This window comes from Cupriavidus sp. 01L415 (assembly GCF_056400065.1).
Map to the genome: position 1 here is coordinate 86761 of NZ_JBFTSP010000005.1, position 20088 is coordinate 106848.

Here is a 20088-nt window from a genome sequence, read left to right on the forward strand (position 1 = left end):
CAAAGTTCACCTTAAGCCTTGTCTTCGACAAGGGGAGCACACAATTGCCGCGCGCCTACTGGACGCGCCGCCCAGCAGCCTTAGCATGCCCATTCCGACCTCATTCGTTGGCTTGTACCATGCGTCAAAGCAGACCCGAAGTTTCGCTTACGGGTTGCTGATTTGGCTACGCGTGGGGGTGAAAGGCTGTTGCCTAGGCCGGCACTGTCGTGCCGACCGCACCGAGCCAGTAGATGTTGCGTTAGCCGGACGGAGCGTCGCTCGTGACGATCAGTGTGCTTTGTCAGCAAGCGAAATCTCTAGCGCTGCCCCAGGCGAAGATCGAGCGGGCTCGCCTCATTGCGGAAGCTATCCGTTTTTCACATCGCTAGTGCTCGTCGGCCAGGGACTTCGACAAGCTTCCGGCGCGCGAGACTGGCTGCCACCATTGAGCACGACTCTCCACCCGAAATCGCGATTCTCGTGGCACGCGGTCTGCACTGACTCAGTGATGGTTGGCTGCGGCAGGCATGCCACCTCCACGAATGCGCGCTCTTGTTCGACGCAGGGAAAAGGCGCAATGCCTCCCTGCGGAGCTTCACACAGTCAATGACGCCAACGTCTGTCACGCTTAAAACCGCAAGGCTTCCTGGGCGCGGTGCTCACCCAACTCAACGGCGAAGGTGTGTAGGCCAACTTCCGACAAAAAATTGCATACCGTGTCGAGCCGCCGAAATACGCGCGCGCCTCCCCTTTGCGCGCGCAGAGGCTCTTCTTCCAAGCCGTTTCGCAAAACAACGACGAAGCCGCCAGGCACCTGCTTGGCGACGACGTTAGCGGCGGCACCCAAGCGGGCAAGCTGCCGAAGTACGGGAGTATCAATCATACCTAGTCAAACCATCGAAATGATAGTTTTGATGGCTCATTTTGAATATTTGGCCTCAAGATGATAAACTTCGCGACGTATCGTCGCAACCCACCGCCAGCCAAACCATGCCCAAGAAAAACACTGTCGTACCAATCAGGAAGGTTCCGGCCGCGCGCAGCGTCGAGCTTTTCTCCGGGTGTGGCGGGCTAGCGATGGGACTTTCCGCATCTGGCTTCGGTCATGAACTGTTGGTCGAGTGGGACGCCCACGCATGCGCTACCGTCGAACACAACAAGCTAAAAGGCGTTTCCGCAGTTAAAGGCTGGCCGCTGCGTCACGCCGATGTGCGCGACATCGATTGGACGACCTGCCAAGGACTTGAGCTCGTTGCGGGGGGACCGCCGTGCCAGCCATTCTCGCTGGGTGGGAAGGGCGCTGGTGAGCAAGACAAGCGCGACATGTGGCCAGAAGCCGTGCGCGCAGTGCGAGAGACGCTACCAAAGGCATTCGTTTTTGAGAACGTACGCGGTTTGTTGCGTCCTGCGTTCCGTGACTACGTGCGCTGGATACTCCGCTACCTTGAGAACCCTCTCTTAGAAAGAAAAGCGGGGGAGTCGCACCTCGAACATCTAGAGAGGTTGGAGCGGAACGCGAAGAGATCAAAGTACGCGGTCTCTATCAACCCTGTGAACGCCGCGGACTTTGGCGTTCCGCAGAAGCGCAACCGCGTCGTCATCGTGGGCATTCGCAAGGATATCGCCGAGTTGGGCGACTTTCCCGAACCAACCCACAGTCAGAGCCGATTGGTCTGGGATAAATGGATTTCGGGCGAATACTGGAAACGCCACGACTTGCCGAAGCCTGACGAGTCAATCATGACCACGCAAGAGGCGCGAATCGCCGAGGCGCTACGCCTGCATGGACAACGGCCTATGGAACAGGCGTGGCTAACGTGCCGCGATGCATTCGCTGGACTGGGCGAACCGAGCATCCGGCACGATATCGCCAACCATATTTTCCAGCCTGGAGCGCGTTCGTACCCCGGCCACACTGGGAGCCCGATCGATGAGCCGGCGAAAGCGCTGAAGGCCGGCGTCCATGGCGTGCCAGGCGGTGAAAACATGCTGGCCAGAGAGGACGGTAGCGTGCGGTACTTCAGTATTCGCGAAGCCGCACGTTTGCAGGGCTTGCCGGATGATTTTGAGTTTCCCGGCTCATGGACGGAATCAATGCGGCAGATCGGAAACGCGGTCCCGGTTCAGCTAGCACAGTATGTCGGGAGTTGGGTTAAAGCGCTGATCAAGCCTAGCACCGAGCAATCGCTGGTCGCCTAACTACTTGGGTTAACGGCATAATCGAAGGTGAGCTAACCGCAACCTTCACCGATGCCAATTAGAGAAAGCGACCTATTTCCTGCAGAATACGACGCAGAAGATGCTACGGTCGACACCGAAATTCCTAGCGAAGCAATCGAACTTGAGCAAGAAGACGTCGCGGAAATTCCTCGACTCTTAGAGTCGCCCCAAGATTTCGAATGGCGGGAGATACCCGATGAGGCGCCATTCTCAATCAAGGGTGTGTTTAAAGAGCCCGGCTTCGGCACCTTCGAGCTCAACCTCACGCGAAGCCTCGCCCAGCAACTGGGACCCTTTTTTGATTCGCTAGCTCAGGTGCCACTGACAGCTGACCACGTGAATCGAACGCGGCGTCGAGGGTGTTTATGCGCTCTATATCGACGGCGACTTATCGTACGTCGGAAAATCAGATGCACGGGGTGGCCTCAAGATTCGCTTGGAACGGCACCGCCATAAGTTCTCGAACCGAAGGGGCATCGGCATTAACGACGTCAAATTTAAGGCTGCCCAAATTTACTCATTCGCGGCTATTGACGTCGAGGACATGCTTTTACGTCTAGCTAGGCAGCGCAGCGTTTCCGCACGCATGCCCGAGCATAAGAGGGACCATCAAGAATGGAACGCACAGCTGGCGGAAATCGATAGGGACGAACCGGCCAGGCCGGAAAAACCTGCGAAACGTTCTCCGGAGCATAGGGATGCGATGGCCCTTTTCAATTCGGAACTGAAAAGCTGGAAAGCACGAAGAAGGCAACATCTTAGGCTAGTGCCGAAAGCCCCAACTTTCGACGAGACCGAGCCACCGTTCCTGAATAACTCTGGTTTTGGTTCAAACGACACGGGCGCAAAACGCGACAGTCAGAAGACATCGAAATTCGATCACAGGTACCCGCTCGACCCGGATTCAACTGTTGACGCGTTCGCAATGGCTAGGGAGCAGTGCGCTAATGCCTTACGCGGCGCCAGGCTCGAACCGGTACGCCCAGACCTCGCTTCGGGCTTGGCATGGTTTGGCAAAAATGTTCCATTTACTTTCAGAGTCCAAGAAGACACGGATGCCGCACTTTCCGGCATTGCAGTGGACAGCTCCAAGCTCTTCGCAGCGGGACCGATGCGCAGCGTGCTTGCCCGCATTAGCAGCAAGCTGCCCGAAGGATGGCTAATTAGTATCATGTTGGGCAAGGTCTTGGTTTACCGAGAAGGCGACAAGAAGCCCGAGGACGTGCAAATGCATTTCGTCAGCGGTGTAGAGCACATGCCTGATGGAAAAAAAGCAACCCGCAAGGGTTGATCCTCTTTCCCCCGAACAGCGCAGCGCACGCATGGCGCGCGTTCGGGGGAAGAACACGCGGCCCGAACTCGTCGTTCGACGACTCCTGCATGACATGGGCTATCGGTATCGGATCCATCGCGCGGACCTGCCTGGGCGCCCCGATATCGCGTTCATTGGGCGCAAGAAGGTCATCTTCGTTCAGGGATGCTTTTGGCATCAACATGGTTGCGGGCACTACAAGATGCCACAGACTGCAACGGATTTTTGGCGCAAAAAATTAGCGGCCAACGTTGATCGCGACCGCCGAAATCTGGAAGCACTTCGGCAGCTGGGGTGGCAAAGCCTCGAAGTTTGGGAATGCGAGCTTCACGATCGGAACCTCCTTTGTCGCCGGCTCGCCGAATTCATAGGCCCTTCGCGCGCGTAACGCTTCGACTAGACGATCACCCTTGGGTTGGCAGCCCGAATAACGGCCGCAGCTGACTGACCCATCGCGACGTTCCCGAAAACGCCCGTTTATCCCGCAAACGGGAAGCTCAGACAGGTCCAGAGTTTCCGAAAAAGCCTAGCCCGAATTTTGACGCGCTTAGCTTCAATGGCCGCGTCCAGCGCCGCATACAGGCTGCTATGCCCGCGCAAACCCTTCGTGCCGTCCTTCTCGTGTTTCCCGGCCCCTTTTGATCCCCCAACAACCCACCGCGCAATTGCAGGGGAGTAATAGAGCGGCGCCAATGCGCCGCCCGCCACAATACCCCTCTGCAGGTTAAACAAGGCCCTCCCCATCGCCGGTCGACTTGCCCATGCCGCTCAAGTTGCTCTGTTCGGGCTGAGTCATGTTGTCCAACTTGTCCAAGTTGACCACATCGGGAATCGTGGTCAAGTTGGCCAGCTTGGGCAGGCTCCAGTACCAGCGCCCGTCATGACCGCGCTTCTTTTTGACGTTCATTCGCTCAGACGCACGGCGCATGGTCCGCAACGAGATGCCGGCCTCCTTCGCCTCCGCCTCCACAGCCTTGCTTGGCACTAGGTCATCACCCAACACTTGGCGCAAAAAGTCGATGGCGGCTTCCAATGCGCTCGTGCGCTCGTCGTCCTGTGCTCCCGGATCGGTCAGCAGCTCGCGCGCGGAACCTTCAACCGCGTCGCCCCACGCCACATACGATGCATGAATACCAGGCAGCGGTTCAGCCTGTTCAAGTCGATATTCGAACCCGCCTTCATCCTGCCCGAGGTTGGATTTGCTACGTGCGAGAACGCGCCGGTCTTCGCCGTCCTCGGATTTCACCTTGGCCGCCACCAGCACGACGCGGGCGACGGCCGCGAAGGCAACCGAACCGACCACCCGCTGAGTGGGGTCGAAGCCTTGCCCGCTTTTGCTGAAATGCGTGATGCCCAGCAGCGCCGCGTCCATGCTCGCGGCCAAATCAACGAGCGGTTGCAGCGCACGGCGCGTTTCCGTGTTCTTGTGCGAATCGCCGGTTACCGCGCTCACAATCGGGTCAACGATGATCAGGCGAACGTTGCCGATCTCCTCGGCCTTGACACGCAGTGCAGCCATGTCGCGGCTTGGGTCGAACGCGCGCACCTCCCCGTTGATGCGCGCACCGGTGACGAAGAACACGCGGTTCTTGTTGGCCTTGGCCGCCAGGAGGCGCGGCAGCAGAGTATCGGCGGGGTCGTCTTCGCCGGACCAGATCAGCACGTTGCCCGATTGGCATGCCGAGCCGTCCGGCCAGCGACCGCCACTCGTTACGGTCGCGGCAAAGTCCAAGCCAATCGTGGTTTTGCCTTGGCCCGGCACACCAGCGAGGAGATGCATCTTGCCCTGTGCCAACCACTCGCGCCACAGCCAGCGCACCGGTTTCGGATTCAGGTCCGCGCCGTTGACGAGGACGACGCCGTCGCGTACCGGCTCGGATTTGCGGACGCGCTCGGCACTGTTCACGATATCGCGCATGATTTCATTGGGGGTGTTCATGCGGCCTCCTTGAGGGTGTCGTTCAGGTCGTTTTCGGCTTGGTGGGTGACATACACTTCGGCGACATTGGCCCAGCGTTGCGCGCACTGGTGGGCGGCGGCAGTGCCGGCACCATCGTTGTCCGCGCCGATCACCAGCGCCCCGATTACCGGCAGTACCGGGAAAGAGGCCAGGTTCGCGGCATCGATGCATGCCCAGACCGGCGCATACGCCCATGCCAGGCTCAGGGCAGTTTCGATGCCTTCGGCAACACCCAGCCCCAGCGTCACGGCTTCGTCGGGCCACAAGCGAATGACGCCACCTTGCTTGCGATGGCCGGCCAGCAGCAGGCGCGGCGGGTTCACGTCGGCCTTGCAGCCATTGGCGCGAACCCAGGTGCGATGCAGGCTTAATGGTTGGCTCGTCATTGCATCCGAAATCAGGCCGACCAGCGCGGGACCGGTGTGGCCGGTCGGATGCTTCAGGGCGGGGTGATAACGCAGGTCGCCATCAGCGGGCGGGATGACGCAGAGGCGCGCGCTCAGGTAGTCGAGTGCAACGCCTGAGAGCGGCTTGCAGGCGTTCCACAGCTCGCGGCCGTAGTCAGACAGCACCTCATGTTTTTGCGCCGCCACGGCCTTGATACGCGGCGTTGCGGCTGCTTGTTGGCGTGCGCCCTGGTCCGGACGATAGCTTTCAGTGAAGGCGCAGCGAAAGCAATGCGCAACACCCTTGCCGCTCGGTTCGATGGTCAAACCCAACGTCATATCGCGGCTACCGCGTGCGCAGGCAGGGCAGGGCAGACGATGGTTACCAACCTCGTAATTGATCCATGCAATCATGCTGCACCGCCTTTGCGCTTGTGGAACCAGCACGCCGCCAGCTTGCGTTCGTCAGCGGGGGTCAGGTAGTAGACACCCGGGCGACCTGCGAAACCCTGGCGATACGCAGCATTGATGCGGTAGCACGGAATCTCGAGGCCACGGCGGCGCAGTTCGGCAATGAGACTGTGGCCGTTGTGGCAGTTGGCAATCTTTTTGATCTCCTTGATACGGCGCGGGTGTTCCAGCAGGGCGTGAAGCACCAGCAGATGGCGCGGATTCTTAGTATCAAAAACTTCAGCGACGGGAGTAAGATTCGAGGGGGTTTCGACAGTCTCGAAAAGGTCCGGCTGAGCTTGGCGGCGGTCGGACTTTTTCATTATTGGCCTCCGTTCAGCAGGGTCGCGAGATCGGCCACGCGCCAGGCCAAACGGCCGTTGATGCGAACGGGGCGGATCGGGCCGTTCTCCATGCAGGCCCATTTGCGCAGGGTTTGCGGCTTGCGGTTAATGAGTGCGGCGGCTTCGTCCGTCGGCAGGACGTCCGGCAGGCTGTGGCGGGCCGCATTGGGGTGGAGCATTGCCATCTGAAATCCTCATCGGTCGTTGAGACGGAATCGATTTCAGAATCGGCGCATGCGCCGACCAAGCTATCACTGCCAGATGCCGCACCCCTTTAGCCGCGCGGGTTTCCGGGCTTTTTTGAATTCGCGCACTGAATCAGCGTAGCGTTGATTCGGCGCGCCGATTCACTTGGGTTTGTTCCTACCGTTCCGACGACGCCCACCCGTCAAACCGGGAGGAATAGCCTTGGCGACCGTCTGCCAAGTCAGGTATGTTCCCCTTTCGCCGCGAATGCCCTTGGCTTTCAGTTCTTCGGCGATGCGCTCCGCGAGCATTTGCATGGTCGAAGCATCACCATCAGCGAAGATTTCGCGCGACCGCCTTTCGATGTGAGCGTCGGTGGTCGCCTTGCTGTTGCTGCCAATCTTCAGCGAGTTCGTTTGGACATCGACGCGCGAAGCTGTACCGGTCGGGCTGGCCGAGGGAGTGCCACTTTGCTCACTACCATTGCGTTGCGCCGGAGCGCCGCCGTTTGCTGCGTCCGTCGGCATCGAAACCCGCAGCTTCGTGACAGGGTCACGCAGAATCAGTTCGCCGCGCTCAATCGCCGCGCGCAGTTCGCTGCGCCACGCCGCGTGCCGTTCCGCGCCGATCAGCCATTGCGGTGCCTCAGCGGCCAGGTCGTGAACCGACAGCACCGCGTTGCGCCCGACGATGGCGCGAGCCGTTGCTTCCGGGTAGTCGTCGTACGCGGCCCGCTCAATGCCACACAGCAAGGCCTCTACTTGAATGAAGCCGCTCGCCGACAGCGGCGGAACTGTCTCGAATTCCTTGCCGCTCTTCGTAAGCCAAGCCCTTAGTTCGACGACGGAGAACAGGGCGTCCTTGAACTCGCGGCCTGCTAATTCTTCGTGATACTGGTTCGTCATTGAACGGCTTGCTTCCACGTCCTTCATGGGCATTCCCCCGCTGCGCCGGTGAAGGGGTCCGGCGCGCTCACGCGGAGCGCGGGGGCAACATCGTCATTCATCAGCGGCCAAGCCTTGCGGGCGTCAAATGGCGGACCCCGCCCCCCGGTACCAGCACCATGCCTGTATGGTGCGAGCACCGTGCAATGTGGATCGCCTTCCGAACGAATCGGTAGCCAGCCTGCGGGCTCTTGGCTCGCACCGGGGGCTCTTGCGGCATCGCCATGCCGCTGCGCCACGGACGTCATCCGATGGAAGGCGCGGGCAATCGACCGGCAAACCCTGCCTGGACCAAGCCACGAGCCGTTTAGACGGCCTTGAGCACCGGTCGCGCCTGCCCGGGGTCGAACACGATACCGGCCTCTTCGAGCAACCACGCCTCCAGCGTCGTGTGCCACTTGCGCAGAAAATCGAGCGAGCGGCGGATGTAATTCTGCTCGCGCACGCCTTGCGGCGCGTGCCCCTGAATCTGCGCGGCGACGCCGGCGGGCATCTCGGTCCATTCGCTGAGGGTGGCAAAGCTGCGCCGCAATCCATGCAGGGACACTTCGAGCCCCGCGACGGCGCATGCCTTGCGGTGCGCGATGCTCGGCTCCGTCAGGCGCCCCGACGCGGCCGTCGCGCTGGCAAACACCCACGCACTGCGCCGGGGCAAGGTGGAAAGCAGGCTTGCGACGTAGGGGGTCAGCGGCACCATGCGGAAGTCCTTGACCTTGTCGTTCAGCCTAAGGCTCTGCCACTGAAAGTCCACGTCTTCCCAACGCAGCGCGGCCAGTTCCTCGCGACGCGCGCCGGTCAGCAGCAGCGCCTGCAGGTAGGCACGGATGACCGGGTTGCCGACCTGCCGTACGGCCGCGAACCACGCCGAAAGCTGTTCACGCTGCAGCACGTCGTCCTTGGTCTTGGGTTTGCCAAGACTCTCCCGCGCCTTCCGGCTTTGCGCGGCATCGGTGAGTACGACCGCCTTGTAGGCAGGCTGCGTCGCGCACCAGAACAGGCAAGCCTTCAGCAGGCGCAGGGCGAGGCGGGCGCTGGTCGGGCGCGTCCTGCCTTCCTGCTTCGCCCATGCCTCGACGCGCGCCGGCGTCAGGTCAACCAGTCGGACGGCCGCCAGCGCCGCGAGCGGCCCCGGTACGGTCAGCTTTGCGCTGCGCTTCCGCTTCTTGCCCCCGGCCTGAATCAGGCGCTGATGGTCGCGCAGATGCAACTCGGACCAGTGCGGCGCGCGCTCGCGCACGTAGTCACCCCATGCGTCGGCCAGCGTCACCGCCTCGCGCCGTTGTCGGGCAAGCGCCTCGGCTTCGACGGCCAACCGCGCGTCGCGTGCGGCCTGATCGGCGGCGAGCGCGTCGGCCTTCACCTGACGGGGGTCCTTGCCCTCGTCGATCAGCCGTTGCAGCCGGCGCGCTTCCTTCTGTGCGTCCTCCAGGCTCCAGGTACGCGGCTCGCCCAGCGTCATGCGCAGGCTCTTGCCGTGCAGCTTGCTCTGGAAGATGTAGGCCTTGGCGCCGCCGGCGGTCGCCCGCAAGCCCAGTTCGAGCACGTCCTTGTCCCACAGGAAGGACTGCGCCTTGCCGGCTTCGCACGCGAAGTCAGCGATACGCCCCGCCGTTAGTTTGACCCGCGCCATGATGCCCCTCCGTCGTAAGTCGGACCGCTTCCATGTAACACACCATGTAAGCGAATTTTGGGCATGCCGATCAACTTTCGTCAATGCGGCGTATCACGCATGTTTGATTATGTAGTTGTTTTTCAAAGAGTATTTTCGCTTCGTCGATGTGCGCCAACATCCATAAACATCTCTTTGCGAGGATTGAAAATCCTTGTGTCGGCGGTTCGATTCCGTCCCAGGCCACCAGAATTCAAAGGCCAACCGTTCGCGGTTGGCCTTTTTGTTTTGCTGCGCGTTTTTGCGTCCGTTTTCCTGCTCGTTCTTCCGCCTGTTTTTCCGCCGCTCGATCCCAAAGCCACCGCATGTTTTCGTGCACCCTGGCTCTCGTCCCGCGCAGTCCGCGCATTGCAAGAATTTCAAATCCTGAACCCATGGCAGCACGCCCGCGGCAGGCCATCGGCGTGGTCCGCACGGCCATGATGGCCGCCGCGTGTGAGCGCACGTAACGGCATTGGAATTGGCTCTGCGGGTGTTCTACCGTAGAGACACGTACCGTGATGTTCATGCTGGAGACTGCCATGGCCCTGCGCTCCCTTGCCTCCCACAGCACCGCGCAGCTGCGTCGGCTCATCGGCCAGATTCAGGCCGAACTGGACGCGCTCGAGCAGCTCAGTGCCACCGACGCAGATGCCCAGACCAAACTTGCCTATGCCTGCGCGCGTCTGCACGACGGCATGGAAGCCATCGAGGATGCGTTGGCCTCCCTGCGCGCCTTGCAACAGGTCCGGCCGGTCTCGCTGCGATCCAGACGATCCCCGCGCCTGGCGTGATTGCCTGACGTGACAATGACTGCGGCCACGCGGCCTTAACGGTCGAACGATTGCCCTCCCGATCTCAAAGCCCTCAAAGCCACAAGAACCCGCACCCTCAACCACCCAAGGCCTCGCGATGTCTTATGGGCGCCTCATGGCCCTGGGGGTCTTCAAGATTCCCTTGCGTCCCTATCATCCGAACAATTCCTCGGCCACCGTGGGATGCAGCGGCAGCGTCGATTTCAGGTGCGACGTCTTCAACCCCAGCCTCAACGCCACCGCCAGCGTCTGAACGATCTCCGGCGCCGCGTTATCCATCAGGTGCGCGCCCAGCACCCGCCCGCTGCGCGCGTTCAACACCAGCTTGAACATCGACGTCTGCGCGTTGCCGCCGAAGCGGTTCTCCAGCGACACAAAGCGCTTGATTTCCGTGCGAATACGATCCGCCTTGCCGCCGGCGGCCTCGATGGCCTGCGCCTCTGTCAGTCCGACCGCGCCGATCGCCGGCTCGCAAAACACCGCCGTCGGCACAAAATCGAAATCGGCGATGTCTCCACGCTTGCCGAACAGCCGATCCGCCACCCATCGGCCCTGCGCAATCGCCACCGGCGTCAGGTGGATGTTCTCGGCCATGCAATCGCCAATCGCGTACAGCGAACGTTCCGAACTCCGAAACTGACGGTCGACGCGGATGCCACCCTTCGGCCCCATCTTCACCCCGATCTCCTCCAGGCCCAGCCCGTGAACGTTCGCTTCACGACCGATTGCGGCCAGCACCGCCTGGGCACGCACGGTCTGCGTACGCCCCGGATGGCTGTCCTGCCGGTAACAGACTTCCACCGCGCCGTTGGTCTGCGAGAGCAACGTCACGTCGGTATTGAAATGCAGCCGGATGCCCGTGGCGGCTAGCGCCTCCGCCAGCGAACGCGAGATATCGTGATCGAAGCGCGGGAGCAGCCAGTCCTCGCGCACCAGCAGGTCCACCTTGACTCCATAGCGGGACAGGATCGACGCCAATTCCACGGCGATGTATCCGCCACCGATCACGGCGATCGATGCCGGCACGGTCTGCCACGTGAACACGTCATCCGACGTACCCGCAAGCTCCCCGCCCGGCACGGGCAGCGCGCGCGGACGGGCGCCGGTGGCGATCAGCGTCTTGCGCGCATGCACGATCTCGTTGCCGATGACGATCTCCGTCGGCGCGGCCAGCCGGGCCTCGCCGTGCAGAATCTCCACGCCGGCCTCAGCCAGCCGCTGGGTGTAAGACGCATTGAGCCGCGCGACTTCCGCATTGACGCGCACGATGGCGTCACGCCAGTCCTCCTTGCCGCCGGTATGCGACAGGCAGCCCGACAGAATCGCCGCCCACGTGGCCCCGTAGGACAACATCTTCTTTGGCACGCAGCCACGGTTGACGCAGGTGCCACCGATCGCGCCACGCTCCACCAGGATCACGCGTGCGCCATGCGATGCGGCGCGCCGTGCCGCGGCCACGCCGCCGGAGCCCGCGCCGATAACGACGAAATCCGCTTCCCGTGCCTTGGGCGGCTTGCCCGCGCGCTTGCGGCGCGGCACGTTTTCCACGGCGGGCTCCGCGCTGATCTCGCGCGCGCGGCGGCGCTCCTTCGCCGGTGTCGGGGTGGCGATCTCGGGTGTTGCCTGGCGCTTAGTCATCCATGCCTCCTTGATACGCGGCGCGTAGCCGCACTCAACAGACCGACCGGCGCCATCAGGGCGCAACTGCCTATGACGCCGGCAACAATTCCTTGTCACGAATCTCTGGCCAGTCGCGCAGGAAGGCTTCCCCATCGCGACGTCCGAGATCGTAGGCGTGCGTCATCCCCTCGGGCCGGGTGTAGTCCCAGCTGGAGATCGGCACACGTTGCGAAGGTTGCAGATACAGGCGGCGCTGGCCGCCCACGTCCAGCGCAAAACGGCGCGGGCGCGGGTACAGCCGCGTCACCAGCACCAGCACATTGCCCGGCGCGGCATCCAGCGCATCAACGGGCACGTTGTCCACCAGCCCGCCATCGAGCACGGCACGGCCGCCACGCTTGAGCACAGGCGTGAACGGCGGCGTGGAGGCCGATTGCAGCAGCAGGTCCGCCAGGTCTTCCGGCGAGCGGCAATCCTGGGCCAGCACGAACTCCGGCCGGAATCCGAGCTTGCGCCCCAGCCGCGGATGCAGCGTCTTCAGGATGTGCTTGTCGATGTTGTACGCCAGCAGCCCGGCCGCCACGGCCAGGCGCGGGCCACTCCACGGCGGAATGTGCGCCACCCCGATGCGGATCTCGGGCGCCTGCTGCAGGCGCGCAAGCCGGTTATCGCCGAACAGCGACAGCAAGGCATTGCGGTAGATGCCGTAGTGCGGGAACACGCGCTCGCGCCGCCACAGATTGCCCCAGTAGGCATTGCGTGTGTTGTCGGCCAGGATCGACCGGTAGTACGCCATGGTCTGGTGCGAGTCATGGGCATAGACCATGCACGCGGTGGCGGCACCGGCCGAGATCGCCGCGATCACGCGCGGCCGCAGCCCCAGCTCGGGCGCCACGGTGTCCCACCATCCCGCCTGCCACCAGCAGCGGTTGCCACCGCCGGCAAAGACGATCTGGTCGAAGGGCTGCGCCAGGGAAGGGGAGGTCGGCGTACCGCCAATGGTCATGATCGGGAAGGGGAATGGTGTCCGCGCGTGGACAATCAGAGCAGCGCGTAAGTGGTGGTGGCCTGCACCGCGAGCTTGCCATCCTTGCCGGTCAGTTCGATTTCACCGAACACCACGGTCTTGCCCAGGCGCAGCACATTGGCACGCACCAGCACATCCCCGTCGATGACGGGCCGCATGAAGTTGGTAGTGAGGCTGACCGTGGTCATCGGGCGGAATTCGCCCAACGCACTGGAGATGGCGACGATCATTGCCGTATCGGCTGCGGACATCAGGACTTGTCCGCACACCACGCCGCCGGCATGGCGGAAGCTTTCGCTGAAAGGCAGGCGCAGCGTCACGCCGCCGGCATCGGCAGCCTCGGCGCGCAGGCCGAGCTGGCGCACCCACGGGGCAAGGACCCGCTCCAGCGTGGCGTCGACGTCGGCAAGCGTAAGGATGGACTCGGGCATGGCGATCCTGTCGGCATGGCCACGCGGGCCGCCACCGGCAGCGAAGGCTGCGGGCGGCGCTTTGGTCTCCTCCGGCGCGGCGCGATGTTTGCGCCAATGATACAGGGGGCGCCGGCCCCCCGCATGCGCCGTCGGTTATGCGGCGTTGTCGGCCTCGACGCGCGCGCTGGACCGGGTGGCGTGCCAGCGCAGCAGGCGCGGGACCACCACCACGGCCACCGTCAGCGCCAGGATCGTGGCGGAGATCGGCTGCTTGATGAACAGGCTCCAGTCGCCCTGACCGATCGACAGCGCATTGCGCAGCTGCTTCTCGGCCATCGGCCCCAGGATCAGGCCGACGATCACCGGCGCGGTCGGGAAGTCGAAGCGGCGCATCGCCATGCCCAGCAGGCCGATCAGGAACAACAGCAGCAGGTCGAACCACGACTGGCGGATGCCGTACGCGCCCAGGCCGGCGAAGATCAGGATGCCGCCGTACAGCAGCGGGGTGGGCACGCGCAGCATGCGCACCCACAGGCCAATCGCGGGCAGGTTCAGCACCAGCAGCATCACGTTGCCGATATACAGCGATGCCAGCAAGCCCCACACCAGGTCGCCCGAGGTCTGGAACAACATCGGGCCCGGCTGCAGGTTGTAGTTCTGGAACGCGGCCAGCAGGATCGCGGTGGTGTTCGAGGTCGGGATGCCCAGCGTCAGCAGCGGGGCCAGCGTGGCAGTGACCGCGGCGTTGTTGGCGGCCTCCGGGCCTGCCACGCCTTCGATCGCGCCCACCTTGCCGAACTCTTCCTTGTGGTTCGACAGCTTCTTCTCCGTCGCATACGACAGGAAGGTCGGGATCTCCGCGCCGCCCGCCGGAATCAGGCCGAACGGGAAGCCGATCAGCGTGCCACGCAGCCAGGCCGGCACCGAACGCTTCCAGTCCGACTTGTTCATGTGGACCGAGCTCAGCTTGTTGAACGTGCCGTCCGGTTGCGGGAAGAACGCGTTGAACAGCGCCTCGCCCACGGCGAACAGGCCCACGGCCACGACGACGATGTCCACGCCGTCATACAGCTCCTGGACGTTCATCGAGTAGCGGGTCTGGCCGGACAGCGAATCCATGCCGATCAGGCCGATACCCAGGCCCAGGAACAGGCTGGTCATGCCGCGCAGCAGCGACGACCCCAGCACGGCGGACACCGTGGTGAAGGCCAGCAGCATGATCATGAAATACTCGCCCGGGCCGAACTGCAGCGCCACGTCCGCGGCCACCGGCGCGAACATCGACAGCAACACCGTGGCAATCGTGCCGGCCACGAACGAGCCGATCGCGGCCGTCGCCAGCGCGGGGCCCGCGCGACCATTCTTGGCCATCAGGTTGCCTTCCATGGCTGTGACCATGGTCGACGATTCACCGGGCGTATTCATCAGGATCGACGTCGTCGATCCGCCATACATCGCACCGTAGTAGATGCCGGCAAACATGATCAGCGCGGCAGTGGGCTCCACCTTGGCGGTCAGCGGCAGCAGCATCGCGACGGTCAGCGCCGGGCCAATGCCGGGCAGCACGCCGATGGCGGTGCCCAGGAAGCAGCCCACCAGGGCCCACATCAGGTTTATCGGCGTGATGGCCACGGCAAAGCCGTGCATCAGCTGGTTCAGGGTATCCATGTCAGTTCCTCCCGTTGGGGTGCGGGCTCAGAAGCCGGCAACCGGCAGCAGCGGCAGGTTGATGCCGAGCAAGAAATCAAACAGCGCCCACATCGGCACCGTGAGCACGAGACCGATCAGCGTGTCGCGCACGATGCGGCGGCTGCCATAGCCTCGCGCGACGCAGACCATCATCAGCGTCGACGAGAACACGAAGCCCAGCGTGCCGATCAGCGCCATGTTCAGCACCAGGCCCAGCGCCACCCACAGGAAACCCTTGAAGTTGTGCGGAGCCGATGGCAGTTCGGCATCTTCCTCCGGCATGTTGCGGAACCCGCCGCGCACGCCTTGCCAGGTCAGCAGCGCGCCGCAGACCGCCAGGCCGATGGCCACCAGCGTAGGCACGAAGCGCGGCGACAGGCCGGCATAGCCTTCCTCGCCCGAGATGCCCGGCAGGCCGGCAAGGAAAAAGGCGGACACCGCCAGGATGGCAATGCCGATGGAGACGTGGGATGGTTTCATGATGGGGCTCTCGGAGGGTCCTGCTTCCCGCATGGTCACGGGGCCCGGTGACGTTATAGGTTTAGTTTTGAGGTGCTGCGCAGGTGATGGCGGCACCGGGCCCCGTGCCGTCCTCCGGACAGCCGGCAATCGCCAGCGGTCCGGGCGGGAACAGCAGGGTGATACAAACTTCCGCGACAACAAGGTCGGCCAGGCCGGTGGCGCCGAGGGCCACCACGCCCGGCACGGCGACGCTCGCTTACTTGGCGACGCCCAGTTCGCGCAGCGTGCTGCCCAGGCGGGCCGATTCGGCATCGACGAACTTGCCGAACTCGTCGCCGGTCAGCAGGAACGGCGTCCAGTCGTTCTTCTGCAGCGCGTCCTTCCACACCTGGTTCTCGGTGCCCTTGACCACGGCGTCGATCAGGGCCTTGCGCTGTTCAGGCGTAATGCCCGGCGCGCCGTACACACCGCGCCAGTTGTAGATCTCCACATTGACGCCTTGCTCCTTCAGCGTCGGGATATCGGCGGTGCGGTCCTTCGACGTCACGGCCAGTGCGCGCATCTTGCCGCTCTTGATGAACGGCAGGAATTCGGAAACACCGGCGATGCCGACGGTCACGTGGCCGCCGAGAATCGAGGCCGACGCTTCACCACCGCCCTGGAACGGCACGTAGTTGATCTTCTTCGGATCCACGCCGATGTCCTTGGCAATCAGGCCGGCCAGGATGTGGTCGATGGAACCTTTGGAACCGCCGCCCCAGCTCACGCTGCCCGGGTTGGCCTTGAGCTGCGCGGTCAGGTCCTTGATGGACTTCAGCGGCGAGCTGGAAGCCACGGTAATCACCATGGTGTCGGCGAACAGGCGGGCGACCGGCGTGGCGTTCTTCAGCGTCACGGGCGGGTGGTTGGTCTCGATGGCACCCACCATCACGGCGCCCGTCACGACCAGCGCGTTGGGATTGCCCTTGTCGCTGTTGACGAACTGCGTCAGGCCGATGGTGCCGCCGGCGCCGCCCTTGTTGTCATAGGACGCGCTCTTGGCCGTACCCGCCGCGATCATCGCCGCACCGATCGTACGGCCGGTCTGGTCGTAGCCGCCGCCGGGGTTGGCGCCGATCATCACCTTGAGGTTGTCCACCGCGTAGGCCGGTGCGGCAACCACTGCGGCGGCCACCGTGGCCGAGGCGAGGACGACATGGGCAAAGCGGGCAAGCGTGCGAGGCATCGCGGTCTCCTGTCTTTATTGGAATGTTGTGCAAATGCGGCCGCGCATGCGCGCAAGAGGCAGTGGCGGCCATGGGCAGGATTCTAGGTGGCCCAAACTGTCAAAAGCCTGTCAAAGCGACAGCAAACCGCATGGGGTTTACGTGATGTTGTCTGCTTTGTCTGCATCCGAGACGCGCGGTCGTCATCCATCCTACGCAAATGCCGGGCAGCATGGTGGATGGTTTTTGCCACAGTCGGGTGCCGCGAAGGCTGATCTAAACATCTTTGACTTGGCGACCGATACACATATCACTAGGATTGTCCTCAGTTGCCTGCCGCACAGAACGGCGCAACATGAACGACAAAAAAACCTCCGCGCAATGGAAGCTGCAACAGAAGCGGCAACAAGTGCGGCAGGCCAAATGGGTGTCATCAGGGGTCAACATGGAAACAACGGTCAAGGTGTCGGACGGCTGGCCGCCGGAGCTCGAGGGGGGGGCCGACCGCGGCCTGTGGAAAAGCACGATGGCCGCGGCCAGCCAGGCGCTGGAAGCCGCCAAGGGCATGCAGGCGGCAGTGGGGCAGACGCTCAAGCTGCAACACAAGATCATGGCGCTACGCGACGAGCTGCACCGCGCCGAGGCCGAGCGCGATCTTTACCGCGACCTGCACACGCGCACCGTCGACGAACTCAATCACACGCTGGACCTGAGCCCCGCCGAATGGCAGCGCCTGCGCGCGGAGAACGAGACGCTGCAGGTCCGGCATCGCGCGTACAAGCTGCTGGTGCAGCATTACGCGCGTAACGGCGTGCAGATCGACCCGGCGCTGTTTGCCGAGCAACGCAGCCGCGTCCAGCAGCACATCCTGTTCCAGCGTCGCAAGGGCATTCCGGTTTCCGTGATCACGGTCGAGGACATCGCCTTTCTGTTGCGCTGAACCGGAGGAGCGGCGTGCACTGCGTCATCCCCGGACTGTCGGTGCCGCAACACTGCCGGCAGGCGCATCCGATGCGCACACCCGATTGCGTCCCGCTGCCTTGGCGGCATAGAGGCGGCGGTCGGCCGTGGCCAGCATGGCGTCAAGTGTCGTGCTGCCATCGATCCCGGCTTCCGCGACGCCGATCGAAATCGTGAAGTGAATCCGGCCGTCACCGCCTTCCTGGGGTGGCGCGTCCGGTGCAGGTTCCACCGCGATGGCGGCGATCGCCGCACGCAGCCGCTCGGCCGTGGCCGTCGCCTCGGCCAGCGTTGCGCCGGGCAGCAGTACCGCGAATTCCTCTCCACCCAGTCGCGCCGGCGTATCCTCCGCGCGCAAATTCTCTTTCACGGTCGTTGCCAGCCGCTGCAGCACGCGGTCGCCGCTGGCATGTCCCCAGCGATCGTTCACGCGCTTGAAGTAGTCGATATCCAGCATCAGCGTCGCCAGCGGATGGCCTTCGCGGTGACGGCGCGCGGACTCCCGCCGGAACAATTCGCTGAAATGCCGGCGATTGGCCAGGTTGGTCAGCGGGTCGCGCTCGGCCAGTTGCTGGAGCTTTTCGCCCAACGCCATGTAGTGGTCGAACAGCAGCGTCACCACGCGGATGGTGACCAGCATCAGCAGCGGCTGGCTCATGCGCGCCAGCACGGCGCGATTCAGGTCGTCGGACTTGAGCGTGTCCAGCAGCATCCAGTTGCCGTCGCCGCCAGTCTGGAACAACAGGTACTCGCCGCCCGACTGGCGCACGCCGGAACGCGCCGAGAACAGTTCCGCCAGGGTCAGGTGCTTCCATTTATCGCCCAAGGCGTCGGGCCAGCGGAGATCCCGGATCGTTTCGTTGGCGCTTGCCGCCATCAGCTTGCCCTTGCGATCCAGCATGTAGCGCGTGGCATCGGCGTCGTCGGGCGTGCCCAGCAGCGTACGCAGCTGCCACAGCGACAAGTCCACCGCCACCACGCCGCGAAATCGATTGTCGACGTAGATCGGCACGCTCACGGTGGTGCGCTGCTGCGTGCTTTCGAATTGCGTATAGACGGACGACCACCGCAGTTCATGGTTCGGGTTGCGATCGGGCAGGAGGTCTCGGTAATACGGCATGCCGTTGAGGCGTCGCAGCAGCGCCGGCGCCTTGTCGGCAGCCAGCGGCGGGAAGGTGACGTAGAACCCGTTGCTCGAGATAAAGGTGACCGCGCCGGCGGTGGCGTCGTTACGCTGGTTCAGGCCGAGCACATGGCTGAGCTGGCGGGCCGCGTAGAGATCGGCGCGCAAGTCCGCGTCGCGCCGCTCGAAGCCCTCGAGGCCAGACAACAGTTGCGCGGACACGCCAATGATGGACGAGTCTGCATTGGGCACGGCCAATTGCCACACGGGCTGATTGCGCGCGGCGTACGCGGCTTCGATTGCCGCGTCGGGTGGCCTGGCCGCCGCGCTTTCCTGGATGGTGATCTGTTGCTGCGCGTAATCGCGCACGAAGGTCAGTTTGTACCGCTCGGCGGCCAGCACCGCCTCCACGCCCAGCGCACGCAAGGTGAGGTCATGCTGGCGACTGGTCAGTACGCCTTCGCGCAACAGGAACAGGTCCCGCGCGCCGTAGTCTCCAGGCAGGTCCGCTTGCGCGGGAAATGCAATGAGTTTGTGGCGGCTGGCTGCATCCGTCGGCACTGTGTAGTGCAGCCTCGCCCGCCTGCCAAAGCGGCACATGATCGTGCGATCATGGCCGTTCGTTGACACCGTGGAAGACAAGTCATGCCGCAGCACATTGGCATCGTGGCGTGCTCCGCCGAAGGCGCCGCGCTTTGCTATCGCACGATCTGCATGGAAGGGGCGGAATGGATGGGCCCGCACGCGCATCCGGAGATCACCCTGCACACGCCGTCGCTGGCGGCGTATGTCGACTGCCTGGACCGGGGCGACCGGTTGGGCGTGGCGGACCTGATGCTGCGCTCGGCGGACAAGCTGGCGCGCACCGGCGCCGACTTCCTGGTCTGCCCGGACAACACGATTCATGCCGTGATGGATCTGGTGCTCCCGCGCTCGCCATTGCCCTGGCTCCATATCGCGGAGGTGGTCGCGGATGAGGCGCTGGCGCGTGGCTTCCAATGCATCGGCATCACAGGCACGCGCTGGCTGGTGGACAGCGATGTCTATCCGGAAAAGCTGGAGGCACGCGGGCTGTGGCACGTGCGGCCGTCGGTGGCGGACCGCGACGCCATCCATCGCGTGATCATGGAGGAACTGGTGCCGGGCATCGCCACGCCGGCGGGAGTGGAGATCTTCCAGCGAGTGATCAGCAAACTGCGCGACGACGGTTGCGACGCGGTAGTGCTCGGTTGCACCGAAATCCCGCTCATCATCAATGATGGGAATTCGCCATTGCCGACGCTGGACTCCACACGGTTGCTGGCCCGCGCGGCATTGCGCCGCGCCGCGCAGCCGTAGGACG

21 protein-coding genes are annotated in these 20088 nt (G+C 63.5%); 6 read left to right on the forward strand and 15 right to left on the reverse strand.

Annotation, left to right across the window (positions count from 1 at the left end; translation table 11 throughout):
• Positions 1–610 precede the first annotated feature (610 nt).
• Positions 611–865 (reverse strand): hypothetical protein, encoded by a 255-nt coding sequence (locus AC1DOX_RS11840; protein WP_477114025.1) that lies wholly within the window; start codon positions 863–865, stop codon positions 611–613.
• Between the two features lie 107 nt (positions 866–972).
• On the opposite strand from AC1DOX_RS11840, the gene AC1DOX_RS11845 reads away from it, so the two are divergent.
• The 3 genes from AC1DOX_RS11845 to AC1DOX_RS11855 all read left to right on the forward strand — a co-directional run bounded on the left by AC1DOX_RS11845 (position 973) and on the right by AC1DOX_RS11855 (position 3902).
• Positions 973–2181: a DNA cytosine methyltransferase gene (locus AC1DOX_RS11845; protein WP_477114026.1), complete on the forward strand. Its 1209-nt coding sequence runs from the start codon at positions 973–975 to the stop codon at positions 2179–2181.
• A 457-nt stretch (positions 2182–2638) separates the two neighbouring features.
• Positions 2639–3493: a hypothetical protein gene (locus AC1DOX_RS11850; RefSeq protein WP_477114027.1), complete on the forward strand. Its 855-nt coding sequence runs from the start codon at positions 2639–2641 to the stop codon at positions 3491–3493.
• Positions 3465–3902, forward strand: a complete 438-nt coding sequence (locus tag AC1DOX_RS11855) for a very short patch repair endonuclease (protein WP_477114028.1) — start codon at positions 3465–3467, stop codon at positions 3900–3902. Before AC1DOX_RS11850 ends, AC1DOX_RS11855 begins: the two co-directional genes overlap by 29 nt.
• Positions 3903–4238: 336 nt before the next feature.
• Here AC1DOX_RS11855 and AC1DOX_RS11860 read toward each other — a convergent pair whose 3' ends face one another.
• The 7 genes from AC1DOX_RS11860 to AC1DOX_RS11890 all read right to left on the reverse strand — a co-directional run bounded on the left by AC1DOX_RS11860 (position 4239) and on the right by AC1DOX_RS11890 (position 9976).
• Positions 4239–5453, reverse strand: a complete 1215-nt coding sequence (locus AC1DOX_RS11860; RefSeq protein WP_477114029.1) for an AAA family ATPase — start codon at positions 5451–5453, stop codon at positions 4239–4241.
• Entirely contained in the window at positions 5450–6274 is an 825-nt protein-coding gene (locus tag AC1DOX_RS11865) for a DUF7146 domain-containing protein (RefSeq protein ID WP_477114030.1), read from the reverse strand. Before AC1DOX_RS11865 ends, AC1DOX_RS11860 begins: the two co-directional genes overlap by 4 nt.
• Positions 6271–6633, reverse strand: a complete 363-nt coding sequence (locus tag AC1DOX_RS11870; protein WP_477114031.1) for a hypothetical protein — start codon at positions 6631–6633, stop codon at positions 6271–6273. The genes AC1DOX_RS11865 and AC1DOX_RS11870 overlap by 4 nt, the downstream gene beginning before the upstream one ends.
• A complete protein-coding gene (locus tag AC1DOX_RS11875; protein WP_477114032.1) occupies positions 6633–6839 on the reverse strand; it encodes a DNA-binding protein in 207 nt (68 codons plus the stop codon). The genes AC1DOX_RS11870 and AC1DOX_RS11875 overlap by 1 nt, the downstream gene beginning before the upstream one ends.
• A 162-nt stretch (positions 6840–7001) precedes the next feature.
• Complete coding sequence (locus AC1DOX_RS11880) at positions 7002–7772, reverse strand: hypothetical protein (protein ID WP_477114033.1); 771 nt, start codon at positions 7770–7772, stop codon at positions 7002–7004.
• Between the two features lie 319 nt (positions 7773–8091).
• Complete coding sequence (locus tag AC1DOX_RS11885; protein ID WP_477114034.1) at positions 8092–9414, reverse strand: tyrosine-type recombinase/integrase; 1323 nt, start codon at positions 9412–9414, stop codon at positions 8092–8094.
• A gap of 232 nt (positions 9415–9646) precedes the next feature.
• Positions 9647–9976, reverse strand: a complete 330-nt coding sequence (locus AC1DOX_RS11890) for a hypothetical protein (protein WP_441618811.1) — start codon at positions 9974–9976, stop codon at positions 9647–9649.
• On the opposite strand from AC1DOX_RS11890, the gene priC reads away from it, so the two are divergent.
• The gene (priC, locus tag AC1DOX_RS11895) at positions 9975–10226 is read left to right on the forward strand and encodes a primosomal replication protein PriC (RefSeq protein ID WP_092138412.1); all 252 of its coding nucleotides are present in this window, start codon (positions 9975–9977) and stop codon (positions 10224–10226) included. The genes AC1DOX_RS11890 and priC overlap by 2 nt on opposite strands.
• A 174-nt stretch (positions 10227–10400) precedes the next feature.
• Here the strand turns inward: priC and AC1DOX_RS11900 are convergent, their stop codons facing one another.
• From AC1DOX_RS11900 to AC1DOX_RS11925, 6 genes are all read right to left on the reverse strand, one after another.
• A complete protein-coding gene (locus tag AC1DOX_RS11900; protein WP_441618814.1) occupies positions 10401–11885 on the reverse strand; it encodes a dihydrolipoyl dehydrogenase family protein in 1485 nt (494 codons plus the stop codon).
• Between the two features lie 70 nt (positions 11886–11955).
• The gene (locus AC1DOX_RS11905) at positions 11956–12873 is read right to left on the reverse strand and encodes a patatin-like phospholipase family protein (RefSeq protein WP_441618816.1); all 918 of its coding nucleotides are present in this window, start codon (positions 12871–12873) and stop codon (positions 11956–11958) included.
• 35 nt (positions 12874–12908) lie between these two features.
• On the reverse strand, positions 12909–13325 hold the full coding sequence (locus AC1DOX_RS11910; protein WP_441618818.1) for a PaaI family thioesterase: 417 nt from the start codon (positions 13323–13325) through the stop codon (positions 12909–12911).
• A gap of 135 nt (positions 13326–13460) precedes the next feature.
• Positions 13461–14975 (reverse strand): tripartite tricarboxylate transporter permease, encoded by a 1515-nt coding sequence (locus tag AC1DOX_RS11915; RefSeq protein WP_092138416.1) that lies wholly within the window; start codon positions 14973–14975, stop codon positions 13461–13463.
• Positions 14976–15002: 27 nt separating this feature from the next.
• Positions 15003–15476 carry a tripartite tricarboxylate transporter TctB family protein gene (locus AC1DOX_RS11920; protein WP_092138417.1) on the reverse strand — a complete coding sequence of 158 codons (474 nt, stop codon included), beginning with the start codon at positions 15474–15476 and terminating at the stop codon, positions 15003–15005.
• A 238-nt stretch (positions 15477–15714) separates the two neighbouring features.
• Entirely contained in the window at positions 15715–16683 is a 969-nt protein-coding gene (locus tag AC1DOX_RS11925) for a Bug family tripartite tricarboxylate transporter substrate binding protein (protein ID WP_441618821.1), read from the reverse strand.
• A 425-nt stretch (positions 16684–17108) separates the two neighbouring features.
• Between AC1DOX_RS11925 and AC1DOX_RS11930 the strand changes: the two genes are divergently transcribed.
• Entirely contained in the window at positions 17109–17603 is a 495-nt protein-coding gene (locus tag AC1DOX_RS11930) for a hypothetical protein (protein ID WP_441618983.1), read from the forward strand.
• A gap of 24 nt (positions 17604–17627) precedes the next feature.
• Here AC1DOX_RS11930 and AC1DOX_RS11935 read toward each other — a convergent pair whose 3' ends face one another.
• Positions 17628–19307 carry a diguanylate cyclase gene (locus AC1DOX_RS11935; RefSeq protein WP_441618823.1) on the reverse strand — a complete coding sequence of 560 codons (1680 nt, stop codon included), beginning with the start codon at positions 19305–19307 and terminating at the stop codon, positions 17628–17630.
• 84 nt (positions 19308–19391) lie between these two features.
• On the opposite strand from AC1DOX_RS11935, the gene AC1DOX_RS11940 reads away from it, so the two are divergent.
• On the forward strand, positions 19392–20084 hold the full coding sequence (locus tag AC1DOX_RS11940; RefSeq protein WP_441618825.1) for an aspartate/glutamate racemase family protein: 693 nt from the start codon (positions 19392–19394) through the stop codon (positions 20082–20084).
• Positions 20085–20088 lie beyond the last annotated feature (4 nt).